We start from the raw sequence: 11,767 nt of genomic DNA on the forward strand, positions 1-11,767 counted from the left end.
TCACGGCGGGGCGCCCGCACCCCGCGGGCACCTGGCTGGAGCTGGGGCAGCCCGTCACCGACCAGGAGCGGGACCGCTCGCAGGCCACTCGACGGCGAGCGCGCGCGCCGGGTTGGTGACCAGCGCCGCGTGCGCGAGCACGTCGCCGAAGCGCCGGGCGAGCCACGGCCGGACCTCGCGCACCAGCCCCGCGGGGCCGGGCGCTCCGGCAGCCGTCCGGGCGGCGGGCGTCGTCGTGTCCGCGCCGAGCAGCAGGCGGTCGGCGTGCCCGCCGTCCACGAGCGCGACGAGCAGGTCGCGCAGCCGCTGCGCGGCGTCGGTGCCCGCTCGCGCTCCGGCGTCGAGCGCGAGGTGGGCGCCGGCGCGCGCCGCCTCCAGCGCCGTCGAGGTACCGGGGTAGCGGCCCAGGTGGCCCAGCAGGACGGACGCCACCGGCACGCCGTGGCGGGCGCAGAGCTCGTCCAGCACGTCCGTCGGCGCCGTGGTCGGCTCCAGGTGGACGGCGACGGGCGCGCCGGTGGCGCGGTGCGCCGCAGCGGCGGCGGCGAGCACCTGGCGCCCGACGTCGTCGAGCCCGCCGACCGGCACGCCGACCTTGACGACCCCGGCCCGCACCCGGGAGCCGGCGATGCCCCGGGTCAGCTCGGTCGTGAAGACCTCGGCGAGGTCCGGCAGCAGCGCGCGCAGCCGGTCGGCGTCGTAGTGCACCGCCTGGTGCAGGCCGGTCGCGGCGACGAGGTGCACCCCGCTGACGCGCGACAGCTCCGCGAGGTGCGCGGCGCCCCGGCCCATCCCGTGCGGCGTCCACTGCACCAGCGCCTCGCCGCCGGCGGCGGCGAAGGCGCCGAGCTCGCCGGCGGCGGCGTCCACGTCGTCCAGCTCGACGCCCGGCAGCAGCGGGGTGCGCAGGAACAGGTGGTCGTGCGCGTCGCACACCCCGAGCAGCCCGGGGTCGACGTCGCCGAGCACCGTGCGGACCGCGCTCACGCCTCGAAGGCCGCCCGGGCGCACCGCAGCGCGGCGAGGGCGCGCGGCGTCCCGGCGTAGGGGGCGAGGTGCACGAAGACCTCGGTCACCTCCTCGCGCGTCATCCCCAGCCGCAGCGCCGTGCGGACGTGACCGGTGAGCTGCGGCTCCACCGACCCGAGGACGGCCAGGGCCGCCAGCGTCGCGATCTGGCGCTCGCGCAGGTCGAGGACGCCGCGCTGGTACGTGCCGCCGAACAGGCTCGTGACCATCCAGTCGGCGAAGCCGGGAGCGAGGTCGTCCAGGCCCGGGACGCTCGCCGCGTACGTGGCCTCGTCCATCAGCTCGCCGAGCAGCTCCTGGCCCGCGGCGCGGTCGAAGACGGCCGCGCGCAGCTCCGTGCCGCGGGGCGCGGGGGTCACCACAGCCGCCCGGTGGACAGGTCGTCCAGGTGCGGGGCGGAGACGTGCAGGAGGTCGTAGACCGTCGACGCGGGGTCGTGGACCTGCGGGGGGCGGCTCCAGAGCGTGTACCGCACGGCCTCCCAGCGGGCGGGGTCGACGGCGACCGCCTGGCTGTGGACGCCGTCCCCGACGCCCCGGGGGGCGGCCTCCCGCTCGACCACCTCACCGGGCGGCACGTCGCGCGGCAGGGCCACCACCTCGCGGGTGGCCACGAGCGGCGCGCCCTCGCCGGGACCGCGGTGGAAGGCCGCGCCGATCCAGTGGCGCACCGCCGGCCGGCCGAAGTCGCGGGTGATGTTCTCGAACGGTCCGTACAGGAAGGCGTTGAGACCGGCCGGGTCGTGCCAGAGGTAGAAGGGGCAGTAGGCGTTCACCGCGGAGCCGTGCCGGCCGACCTGCCGCACGGCGTAGGCCTTCAGGCCCAGGTGCGGGAAGGCGTCGGTCGCGTGACCGCGGGTGGCGACGCGGTGGGCGATGACGTCCATGTCGTAGTCGGCCGGCAGGCCGATCTCGTACTGCATGACGTGCACCGGTGGTGCTCCTCTCGTGCGGTCGGTCGGGGTCGGTCGGGGTCAGGCGCGCTCGATGGCCAGGGCGGCGAGCAGCGCCACCGCGCCCTCGACGGCTCCGGTGAAGGCCTGCGGGTCGGCGGAGGAGCGGGCGAGCACGTACCCGCCCTGCACCGTGGCGACGAGGGCCGCCGCGACGGCCGCGGGGTCGACCCCGCGGCGCAGCTCCCCGTCGCGCTGGCCCTCGGCGACGACCCGCGCCAGCCGCTGCTGCAGCCAGGTGAAGGTCTCGTCCAGGGGGGCGCGCAGGGCCGGGTCGGCGGCGACGTCGGGGTCCTGCGCGTGCCGGCCGAGGGGGCAGCCGAGGAGGACGTCCCGCTCGCGGCGGAGGTAGGCCACCAGTCGCTCCAGCGCCGTCCCGGGGCCCCCGAGCAGCGCCTCGGCCCGAGACCGCTCCGAGGCGGCCGTGCGCTCCAGCGCGGTGCGGGCGAGGTCGGCCTTGCCGGTGAAGTGGTGGTACATGCTCCCCTGCCCAGCGGCGGCGCGCTCCTGCACCGCGCGGGGGCTCATCCCGGCGTAGCCGCGCTCGCGCAGCACCTCCTGGGCTCCTGCGACGAGCCGTTCGCGTGCGTCCATGCCGGTACTGTACATACTCGTAGGTACAGACGAGACGCGGAGGACCGGACGTGGAGATCGGAACGGCGCACGGGGCAGCGGGGGACGAGCGCGTGCTGCGGTACGCGGCCTTCAGCTCGGACCCCTCCGGCGGCAACCCCGCCGGCGTGGTGCTGGACGCCTCGGGCCTCACCGAGGCCGAGATGCTGGCCGTCGCGGCGCGGGTCGGGTTCTCCGAGACGGCGTTCCTCGCGCCTCGGCAGGGCCGCTTCGACGTCCGCTACTTCAGCCCGCTGGCCGAGGTGAGCTTCTGCGGGCACGCCACGATCGCCGCGGCCGTCGCGCACGCGGAGCGGAACGGGGCCGGGCGGCTGCTCTTCCGGACGCAGGCCGGTGACGTCGCGGTGCAGACCGCCCGAGCGGACGACGGCGGCTGGCGCGCGACCCTGACCAGCGTGGCGCCGAGGACCGCGGACCTGTCCACCGAGGACCTCGCCGCGCTGCTCGACCCGCTCGGCTGGTCGCCGCAGGACCTCGACCCGGCCCTGCCTGCGCGGCTCGCCTACGCGGGCGCGTGGCACCCCGTCCTGGCGGCGGCCACGCGCCGGCGCCTCGCCGCCCTCGACTACGACCTGGACGGGCTGGCGGCGCTCATGGCGGCGCGGGGGTGGACCACGGTGGACCTGGTCTGGCGGCAGGACGCCCGCACCTTCCACGCGCGCAACCCGTTCCCGCCCGGTGGGGTCCGGGAGGACCCGGCGACGGGCGCGGCCGCCGCGGCGCTGGGCGGCTACCTGCGCGAGGGCGGCCACGTGGCGCCACCGGCCCGCATCACCGTCCTGCAGGGCGAGGACCTGGGACGCCCCAGCGAGCTCACGGTCGACATCCCCGTCGGCGCGGGCACCGGGGTCTCGGTGACCGGTGCCGCGGTCGCGATGCCGCCCGAGGGCACCACCGACGGTCCGGGCGCGCCGCGGAGCGGCCCTGCCGCGGCTGCGGGTGGCGGGCTCCCCTGATCACGGCGGGGTGGGCAGGCCTCCAGGACGGCGGGGGCGGCGCCGCAGGACGGCGACCACCGCGGCGGCCAGCAGCACCAGCAGCACGAGGACGAGCACCGGCGCCAGGACGGCGGCCAGCACCAGGGACACCGACGCGGCGTCCTCGGCGACCGAGGCGAACGGCGCGCCGAGGCCCGCCGTCACGGCGTTCAGCGCGACCCGGCCGGTGGCCTTGAGCAGGTGCACGCCCAGCGCCACGGCCGCCCCGAGCACCAGCGGCACCCAGTCGCCCGACGCCACCCACGTCGACGGGTCCTGCACCAGCACCGACGACCCGGTGCCCGCACCCACCACGACCCCGCCGGCGGCCGGGCGGACCGCCGTCTGCAGCACGTCGTTGACGGAGTCGAGCCCCGGCACCTTGTCGGCGACCGCCTCCACGAGCAGCAGCGCGGTGAAGAGCCCCAGCGCCCACGGGTCGGTCAGCCACTCCCAGCCCGCCGGCAGCGCCACCAGGTCGGTCGCCCTCGCCAGCAGGCCGACCAGCACCAGCGGGATCCAGGCGTTCAGGCCAGCCGCCGAGGCCAGCCCGGTGCCCACGAGGACCTCCACGACCCCACTCCTGCCTGCTCCGACGACGCCACCACGTCGCCCGGCACACGATCCCACGCGACGACGGAAGTCGGTTGCGCCGCGGTGCGGTGGCGGGGTCGACTGTGCCTCCCGGGCTCGACCACCCCGGGAGCAGGAGGACGTCGTGAGCGCCGCAGGCCCGCGGGGGCTGCTCCGCGCCCTGTCGCCGCTGCGCCACCCCGCCTACCGGTGGCTCATCGGTGCCCTCGTCCTCTCGCTGGTCTCCGCGGGCCTGTGGGCGCTGGCCGTGGTGTGGCAGGTGATCGCGCTCGGCGGCGGACCGGCCGAGCTGTCCCTCGTGAGCGGCGCCATGGCTGTCGGGATGCTCGCCACCACCCTGCTCGGCGGCGCCCTGGCCGACCGCGTGCCCCAGCGCAGCCTGCTCCTCGCGGTGGCCACGGCCGAGCTGGTGGCCACCGGGGGAGCGGCCGCGCTGGCGACGTCCGGCCTGCTGGAGGTCTGGCACCTCGCGGTCGCCGCGCTGCTGATCGGGCTGGCGCAGGGGGTGTACTACCCGGCGTACTCGGCGCTGCTGCCGTCGCTGCTGCCCGCCGACGAGCTGCTCCCGGCGAACGGCATCGAGGGCTTCCTGCGCCCCCTGACGGTGCAGGCACTGGGCCCGGCGGCAGCGGGACTCATCGTCGCCGCCAGCTCGCCCGCCGTCGCGCTGGTGGTCACCGCGGTCGCGGCGGCCGGCGCCGTCGTCGCCCTCCTGGGGCTGCCGCCGACTCCCGTGCGCCGCGACCTCGCCGCGGAGGCGGCGGCGCACGCCGAGGCCGGGGGCGGGGCGCGGCACCCGGTGGTCACCGTGCTCGTCGACGTGCGCGACGGCTTCCGGTACATGGTCCGGACGCCGTGGCTCCTCTCGACGCTGCTGTTCGCCTCGCTGCTGGTGCTCGCCGTGATCGGGCCGCTGGAGGTGCTCACCCCGTTCGCCCTGCGCGACCGGGCCGGCGGGGGACCGACCGAGCACGCCTGGGTGCTCGCCGCCTTCGGCGTCGCAGGAGCGCTCGCCTCGCTCGTCGTCGCCTCGCGGCCCATGCCGCGGCGCTACCTCACCGTGATGATCCTGCTGTGGGGCGTCGGCAGCGCGCCCCTGGCGCTGTTCGGAGTCGCGACGCGGGTCTGGGTGATGGTGGCGGCGGCGGCCGTGGTCGGCGCCACCTTCCAGGCGGCCACCGTCATCTGGGGCACGCTGCTGCAGCGCCGGGTGCCCCCCGCGATGCTCGGCCGGGTCTCCAGCCTCGACTTCTTCGTCTCGCTGGCGTTCATGCCGGTCTCGATGGCGCTCGCCGGGCCGGTCAGCGAGGCCGTCGGGCTGGTCCCGACGTTCCTCGTGGCCGGCCTCGTCCCGCCGGTGCTGGCCGTGGTGGCGGTCGTGGCGGCCCGGCTGCCCGCCGACGAGGTGGCCCACCCCCTCGACCCGGCGCCGGTGGAGCCGGAGAGCGCGGGCGAGGTGAGGGCAGCGGGCTAGCGGTCGGCGAGGGCGGCCGCGTCGGCCTGCCCGCTGACGAGCGCGGCCAGTGCGGCGGCGGCCACCGGGCGGCCGAAGTGCCAGCCCTGCCCCAGGTGGCAGCCGGCGGCGCGCGCCGCCCGGGCGTCGTCCGCCGTCTCCACGCCCTCGGCGACCACCTGCAGGCGCAGGGCCCCGGCGAGCTCGGCGACGGCCCGCACGATCCCCTCCTTGACGCGGTCCTGCGCCATGCCGGTGACGAAGGAGCGGTCCGCCTTGAGGGTGTCGAGGGGGAGGCGCGCCAGGTAGCCGAGGTTGCTCCATCCGGTGCCGAAGTCGTCGAGCAGGATCACCACCCCCGCCGCCCGCAGCTGCTCCAGGGCCGCGACGACGGCGCCGTCGTCCTGGGCCAGGACGCTCTCCGTGACCTCGAGCCGCAGCGCTCCGGCGGGCAGGTCGCGCCGGGCCGTCTCGGCGGCCACCCACACCGGGAACCCGGGCTGCAGCAGCTGGTGCACCGAGACGTTGACCGACACCCCGACCTGCTCGCCGCCCGGCAGGGCCCGCCACTCGACCAGGGCGTCGAGGGAGCGCGTCAGCACGCGGGCGCCCAGGGCGCCGATCAGCCCCGCGCTCTCGGCGAGGGGGATGAACTCGTCCGGCGCCACCACGCCGTCCCGCGGGTGCGTCCAGCGGGCCAGCGCCTCGGCGTAGCGCAGGCGCCCGGTCGCCAGGTCGACGACCGGCTGGAAGACGACCCCGAGCCCCCGGTCCTCCTCCAGCGCCCGGGCCAGCTCGCTGACCAGGTGCAGGCGGCGGGCCGTCTGGGCCTGCAGGGCGGGGGAGTACGTGCAGGTCCGGTCGTGCCCGGTGTCCTTGGCCGCGTGCAGCGCGGTGTCGGCGTCGCGCACGAGGCCGAGCACCGCGGCCGTCGCGCGCGGACGCTCGACGACGCCGAGGCAGGCGGTGACGTCGAGGCGGTGGCCGCCGGCGAACACCGGCTCGCGCACGCAGCGCCCCAGCGCCTCCGCCCAGTCCTCCAGCGGCTGCGGCCCGCGGTCGGTGGCCAGGACGACGAAGCGGTCCGCCTCCATCCGGACCACCTGGCGCACCCCGGGCGCTGCGGCCAGGCGCTCGCCGGTGGCCTGGAGCAGCGCGTTGCCGACGTCGTAGCCGAAGGTGGCGTTCACCGCGTGGAAGGCGTCGACGTCGACCTCGGCCAGCACCACGCTGGTGGCCCCGTCGACCAGGCCCTCGTACTGGTCGACCAGCCAGGCCCAGCGGGGCAGCCCCGTCACGGCGTCGTGGTGGGCGCGTCGCAGCCGGTCCTGCGCGGTGACGATGCGGTGCTCGGCGGCACCGACGGCGGCCAGCACCGCGTGGGCGGGTGAGAGGTCGAGCAGTCGGCCGCGGCGTCCGTACGGCCAGTGCAGGCGGACCAGCCGCCGCACCCGCCCGTCGGGCCAGGGCACCGGCAGCTCGACGACGGCCGCCCGTCGCCCGCGGCCGCTGCGGTGGCTCCCGGCGGTGGCGGGGGCGGTCAGCGGTGTGCGGACCTCCACCCGGGCCGTCGCGCCCAGCATCTGCGCGTCGGGCTCGTCGAGCACGAGGACGGCGTCGCCGGCGCCGGTGAGCCGCCGGACCAGGGCGAGGGCGTCCCGGTAGGCCGCGGCCGCGTCGGTGGCGGTGACCGCCCGGGCCGCGAACTCGGCCACCTGCTCCTGCGCGGCGGTGAGCTGTCGCTCGGAGCGGGCCAGGATCGCGACCACCGAGGCGAGGACGACGGCCGTGAGGAGGAACTGGACGACGACCCCGGCCACCTCCACCGGCGCCAGGTCCCGGCCGGGGCGGGTGTGGCGCAGGGCGACGGCGAACGCCACGACCACGGCGACCAGGTGGCCGCCGGCCCGCCGCCAGGGCAGGAAGGCGAAGTCGGCCACGACGAACCACAGGTACCCGAAGAGCACGTACTGCTCCGCCTGGCTGGACACCAGGGCGGCGGTCATCCCGGCGAGCGACGCGAGCTGCAGGGCCTGGAAGCCGGCCAGGGGCAGGCGGTCCAGCGCGCCGAGCAGGATCACGGCGCCCACGGCCACCGTGATGGCGCAGCTGACGAAGAAGCCGGTCGGGTCGACGAGCCCGTCGGGGTCGGCCAGCGCCGCCGTGACGCCGGCGAGCGGGCCGACGGCGGACATCAGGCCGGCGGTGCGCGCGTAGCCGCGGCGCTGGGCGTGCGCGTGCGCCGTCGTCACGGCTGCCTCCCGGCTGTCGGCGGAGCGGTCGGACTGGTGGCTTCGTCCACTCCGGCCGCGGACTCGAGGGCCTGGGCGGCACGACGACCCGTTCGGCGGCGCCCGACGGGGCAGCACCACCCGCGGTGCCGCCGGTCAGGCGGCGGAGCGGTGGTGGCGCTGGGTCCAGGCCTGGATGAGCTGGTCGAGGGCGGGCATCCAGGGTGGTGGTGGGACGTGAGGTGAGCCGCGGTCGGGTGGGTGCCAGATGACCTGGGTTCCGGTGAGCTCTCCGCGCCAGCCCTGGCGGTGGACGAGGCGGTGGTGGTAGCCGCACAGCGCGGTCCCGTTCCGCTCGCACCGACGGTCCGGAGACCGCAACCGACCCCTGCACCGATGCGCACCGAGACCCTCGATCACGGGGAGAGGCGCGCGAGGCCGGGCGGCGCCTCAGCGCTGGCCGAGGGCGCGCCGCGCGTAGAGCAGGCAGGCCAGGGAGATCGCCGCGACCACCAGGTAGTAGTAGCTCGGCGCCATGAGCGTGCCCGTGGCCTCGAGGAGCCACGCCAGCACGAGCGGGGCGAAGCCGCCGAAGACCGTCACCCCGACGCTGTAGGAGATCGACATGCCGGTGGTCCGGATGGCCGTGGGGAAGATCGACGACAGCAGCGCAGGCATGGGGCCGAAGTACAGCGCCATGAGCGAGCCGAGCACCGCCTGCACGAGGGTCAGCACCGCCACGCTGGGGACGTTCACCACGAGGGCGAACAGCGGGATGATCGCGACGAAGCCGGTGACCGCGGCGATCGTCATGATGCGGATGCTGCCGACGCGGTCGGCCAGGGTGCCGATGAAGGGGGCTCCGACGAGCGTGACGGCGCCGGCGACGATCCCGCCCAGGAAGCCGGAGTAGCCCGGCAGCCCGAGGTTGTTCACCGCGTAGGTCGGCATGAAGAGGATCATGTAGACCGACAGCGAGGCGAGCGCCACGATCCCGGCGGCGGTGAGCCAGCGCGGGGCGGCGTGCACGAGGGTCTGGCGCAGCGGGGACGCCACGCGCTGGTCGCCGGCCGCCTCGAACTCCGGCGTCTCGGTCATCTTCTGCCGGATGTACAGGCCGACCGGGCCGATCAGGGCGCCGAAGAAGAAGGGCACCCGCCACCCCCAGCTGGAGAGCTGGTCGTCGCTCAGCGCGGTGTTGAGGACGTAGCCGAAGGTCGAGGCGAGCAGGATCGCCGCGCCCTGCGTGGCCACCTGCCAGCTGCCGTAGAACGCCTTGCGGTCCGGGGCGCTCTCGATGAGGAAGGCCGTCGCCGTCCCGAACTCACCGCCGGCGGAGAACCCCTGCAGCAGGCGGGAGAGCAGGATGACCAGCGGCGCGAGCGCGCCCACCGCCGCGGTCGTGGGCGCCACGGCCATGAGCAGGGTGCCGAGCATCATGATCACGATCGTCAGCGTCAGCGCGCTCTTGCGCCCCCGCCGGTCGCCGTAGGAGCCGAGCACCATCGCCCCCACGGGGCGGATCAGGTACGACAGCGCGAAGGTCCCGAACGTCAGCAGCAGCCCGGTGATCGAGGACTCCTCGCCCTCGGGCGTGAAGAACTGCGCGCTGATCACCAGCGCGAAGGACGAGTACACGATGATGTCGAACCACTCCAGGGCGTTGCCGATGGAGGAGGCGACGACGGCGCGCCGGGCGCGGGAGCGCTCGGCCGGCGTGACGGGACGGGCCTGGGCGGCCGGGAGTGACGTGCTCATGGTTCCTGCCTGCGGGGGGATGGTCGGCGCGGCGGCCAGGTTGCCCCGGGCAACCGCCGCGGTCCCAGCCCTCAGCAGCGCCGCGGCGCCGACGATTCCCGGCTGCTGCGGCAGGCGGGCGGTGCGCTGAGCGCGCCGAGGGGCGGCGAGCCACACTGGCGCCATGGCGGAGGCACCCGGCAGCGGCGCCGTCACCCCGCACCACATCCCCGCGCGCGGCTGGGGGCAGGTGCTTCAGCGGGCGGCCGCCAGGCTGCTCGCCGAGCGGTTCATGCTGCTCTCGGCCGGCATCGCGTTCTTCGCCGTGCTGTCGATCGCCCCGGTGCTGCTCACCGCGCTCTCGGTGTACGGGGCCGTGAACACCCCGGAGGAGGCGCGCGAGCAGCTGTCGAGCTGGGCGGGGATGCTCCCGGTGCAGCTGGAGGAGCTGGTGGCCGGGCAGCTGACGACGATCACCGCCGCGTCCACGCAGGTGCTCACGGTGCGCGGGCTCACGGGGCTGGTCCTCGCGCTGTGGACGGCGACGGCGGCGATGTCCTCCCTCGTCGACGCCCTCTGCCTGGCGTACCACGAGGACGAGACGCGGGGACTGCTGCGGCGCACCGGTCTCGCGCTCGCCCTCGTGCTGGGCGGGGCGGTGCTGCTCGCGGCGGTGCTCGCGGCGACCCGCCTGGTCACGGCCGCGGTCTCCGGGGCGCCGGACCGCGTGCGCGACGTCGTCGGCCTGCTGGTCTGGCTGGCCCTCGCGGCGCTCATGGCCGCCGTCCTCGCGGTGCTCTACCGCCTCGCGCCCGACCGCCGCCGAGCGCGGTGGCGCTGGATCAGCGGGGGAGCCGTGGTGGCCACCGCGCTGTGGGTGGGGACGTCGGTCGCGCTGTTCGCCTACGTGCAGACGCTCGGCACGTACGAGGCGACGTACGGCTCGCTGGCCGGGGTGGCGATCAGCATGTTCTGGGTGTGGATCACCGTGCTGCTCGTCGTCGCGGGCGCGGTGGTCAACGCCGAGGCCGAGCGCCAGACCGCGCGGGACTCCACCATCGGCCCCGAGCGGCCGATCGGGGAGCGCGAGGCCGTGGTCGCGGACAGCTCGCCGCCCTACCGGGGTGACGACGCGGCGCGCTGAACGGTCACACGTACGGCCGGGTCGTCAGCTCCAGGTAGTGGCCCGCGGGGTCTAGGAAGTACACGCCGCGCCCGCCGTGCTCGGTGTTCGTCTCGCCAGGGCGCTGGCGCTGCGGGTCGGCCCAGTGCTCGCGACCGGCCGCCTGCAGCCGCCCGTAGGCGCGGTCGAAGAGCTCGTCGTCGACGAGGAACGCGTAGTGCTGCGGCTGGATGACCACGTCCGCAGGCAGGTCGGCGAACTGCAGCAGGACGCCGTCGGGCATCGACAGGTTGGTGAACAGCCCCCACGAGGGGGCGTCGGCGAGCTCGAGCAGGTCGCGCAGGAACCGCGCGGACTCGGCGCGGTCGCGCGCGGCGATGATGGTGTGGTTGAAGGCCGCGGGCATGAGGGGCTGGACGCTAGCCGTCCCCGGCTGGCTGAGGAAGGGGCGACAGCGGCCTCCGCCACGGCCACACCGGCGAGCCTGACGGCGCTGATCTCGCACACGACGGTGGACAGCCGCGACGCCTGCGCGATGTCGGTGTTCTGGGCGCAGGTGCTGGGCTTCGTCCGCGATCCCGACGAGCCGGACGAGCCGGGGGACGAGGAGTGCATGACCTCCTCCGCCGACGGCGCCCAGCGGCTGTTGTTCATCGAGGTCCCCGAGCCCAAGACGGTCAAGAACCGCCTGCACCTCGACCTCGTGCCCGCCGAGGGCACGCGCGACGAGGAGCTGCAGCGGCTCCTGGCCCTGGGCGCCCGCACGGTCGGCGACCTGCGCCAGAGCGACGGGACCGGCTGGGTCGTCCTCGCCGACCCCGAGGGCGACGAGTTCTGCATCCTGCGCAGCGACGCGGAGCGCGCCGCCACCGGTTGAGAGCGTTCCTCGCCGAGAACGGGGCGGCCAGCCCCTGTCGCCCGCGCCCGGACGGGAGGACGCTGGAGGCGGTCGAGGAGGACCTGTCTCCGGAGGGCGAGATGGACGCGCACGAGGGACGCCCCGTGGTGGTGGGCTACGACGGGTCGGCGCCGTCGTGC

The 11,767-nt window shown here is 76.2% G+C and carries 12 protein-coding genes; 4 read left to right on the forward strand and 8 right to left on the reverse strand.

Going from position 1 to position 11,767, the window contains the following annotated elements; genetic code table 11:
• Nucleotides 1-54: 54 nt before the first annotated feature.
• From AC5FZL_RS01835 to AC5FZL_RS01850, 4 genes are all read right to left on the reverse strand, one after another.
• Nucleotides 55-987: a phosphotriesterase family protein gene (locus AC5FZL_RS01835; protein WP_493616862.1), complete on the reverse strand. Its 933-nt coding sequence runs from the start codon at nucleotides 985-987 to the stop codon at nucleotides 55-57.
• Entirely contained in the window at nucleotides 984-1,307 is a 324-nt protein-coding gene (locus AC5FZL_RS01840) for a carboxymuconolactone decarboxylase family protein (protein ID WP_493616871.1), read from the reverse strand. The genes AC5FZL_RS01835 and AC5FZL_RS01840 overlap by 4 nt, the downstream gene beginning before the upstream one ends.
• A 77-nt stretch (nucleotides 1,308-1,384) precedes the next feature.
• Complete coding sequence (locus AC5FZL_RS01845) at nucleotides 1,385-1,951, reverse strand: DUF4865 family protein (protein ID WP_493616872.1); 567 nt, start codon at nucleotides 1,949-1,951, stop codon at nucleotides 1,385-1,387.
• 51 nt (nucleotides 1,952-2,002) lie between these two features.
• Nucleotides 2,003-2,575 (reverse strand): TetR/AcrR family transcriptional regulator, encoded by a 573-nt coding sequence (locus tag AC5FZL_RS01850; RefSeq protein ID WP_493616863.1) that lies wholly within the window; start codon nucleotides 2,573-2,575, stop codon nucleotides 2,003-2,005.
• A gap of 56 nt (nucleotides 2,576-2,631) precedes the next feature.
• Between AC5FZL_RS01850 and AC5FZL_RS01855 the strand changes: the two genes are divergently transcribed.
• Entirely contained in the window at nucleotides 2,632-3,570 is a 939-nt protein-coding gene (locus AC5FZL_RS01855; protein WP_493616873.1) for a PhzF family phenazine biosynthesis isomerase, read from the forward strand.
• Here the strand turns inward: AC5FZL_RS01855 and AC5FZL_RS01860 are convergent, their stop codons facing one another.
• On the reverse strand, nucleotides 3,571-4,164 hold the full coding sequence (locus AC5FZL_RS01860) for a DUF4126 domain-containing protein (protein WP_493616864.1): 594 nt from the start codon (nucleotides 4,162-4,164) through the stop codon (nucleotides 3,571-3,573). It lies immediately after the preceding gene.
• A gap of 145 nt (nucleotides 4,165-4,309) precedes the next feature.
• On the opposite strand from AC5FZL_RS01860, the gene AC5FZL_RS01865 reads away from it, so the two are divergent.
• Nucleotides 4,310-5,659, forward strand: a complete 1,350-nt coding sequence (locus tag AC5FZL_RS01865) for an MFS transporter (RefSeq protein ID WP_493616865.1) — start codon at nucleotides 4,310-4,312, stop codon at nucleotides 5,657-5,659.
• On the opposite strand, the gene AC5FZL_RS01870 is transcribed toward AC5FZL_RS01865, so the two are convergent.
• Complete coding sequence (locus tag AC5FZL_RS01870; RefSeq protein WP_493616866.1) at nucleotides 5,656-7,890, reverse strand: putative bifunctional diguanylate cyclase/phosphodiesterase; 2,235 nt, start codon at nucleotides 7,888-7,890, stop codon at nucleotides 5,656-5,658. The genes AC5FZL_RS01865 and AC5FZL_RS01870 overlap by 4 nt on opposite strands.
• Before the next feature lie 429 nt (nucleotides 7,891-8,319).
• Nucleotides 8,320-9,627, reverse strand: a complete 1,308-nt coding sequence (locus AC5FZL_RS01875) for an MFS transporter (protein WP_493616867.1) — start codon at nucleotides 9,625-9,627, stop codon at nucleotides 8,320-8,322.
• A gap of 163 nt (nucleotides 9,628-9,790) precedes the next feature.
• Between AC5FZL_RS01875 and AC5FZL_RS01880 the strand changes: the two genes are divergently transcribed.
• On the forward strand, nucleotides 9,791-10,750 hold the full coding sequence (locus AC5FZL_RS01880; protein ID WP_493616868.1) for a YihY/virulence factor BrkB family protein: 960 nt from the start codon (nucleotides 9,791-9,793) through the stop codon (nucleotides 10,748-10,750).
• A gap of 4 nt (nucleotides 10,751-10,754) precedes the next feature.
• Here AC5FZL_RS01880 and AC5FZL_RS01885 read toward each other — a convergent pair whose 3' ends face one another.
• The gene (locus tag AC5FZL_RS01885) at nucleotides 10,755-11,135 is read right to left on the reverse strand and encodes a VOC family protein (RefSeq protein WP_493616869.1); all 381 of its coding nucleotides are present in this window, start codon (nucleotides 11,133-11,135) and stop codon (nucleotides 10,755-10,757) included.
• Nucleotides 11,136-11,213: 78 nt separating this feature from the next.
• Here AC5FZL_RS01885 and AC5FZL_RS01890 point away from each other — a divergent pair, with 78 nt between their 5' ends.
• A complete protein-coding gene (locus tag AC5FZL_RS01890) occupies nucleotides 11,214-11,606 on the forward strand; it encodes a VOC family protein (RefSeq protein ID WP_493616874.1) in 393 nt (130 codons plus the stop codon).
• Nucleotides 11,607-11,767 lie beyond the last annotated feature (161 nt).

Source organism: Quadrisphaera sp. DVD1 (assembly GCF_058932755.1).

Excerpts from the sequence above, each read along its gene's own strand:
- AC5FZL_RS01840 (WP_493616871.1), bottom strand. The coding sequence starts at position 1,307 with ATGGACGAGGCCACGTACGCGGCGAGCGTCCCGGGCCTGGACGACCTC.
- AC5FZL_RS01845 (WP_493616872.1), bottom strand. The coding sequence starts at position 1,951 with ATGCAGTACGAGATCGGCCTGCCGGCCGACTACGACATGGACGTCATC.
- AC5FZL_RS01850 (WP_493616863.1), bottom strand. The coding sequence starts at position 2,575 with ATGGACGCACGCGAACGGCTCGTCGCAGGAGCCCAGGAGGTGCTGCGC.
- AC5FZL_RS01875 (WP_493616867.1), bottom strand. The coding sequence starts at position 9,627 with ATGAGCACGTCACTCCCGGCCGCCCAGGCCCGTCCCGTCACGCCGGCC.
- AC5FZL_RS01880 (WP_493616868.1), top strand. The coding sequence starts at position 9,791 with ATGGCGGAGGCACCCGGCAGCGGCGCCGTCACCCCGCACCACATCCCC.
- AC5FZL_RS01885 (WP_493616869.1), bottom strand. The coding sequence starts at position 11,135 with ATGCCCGCGGCCTTCAACCACACCATCATCGCCGCGCGCGACCGCGCC.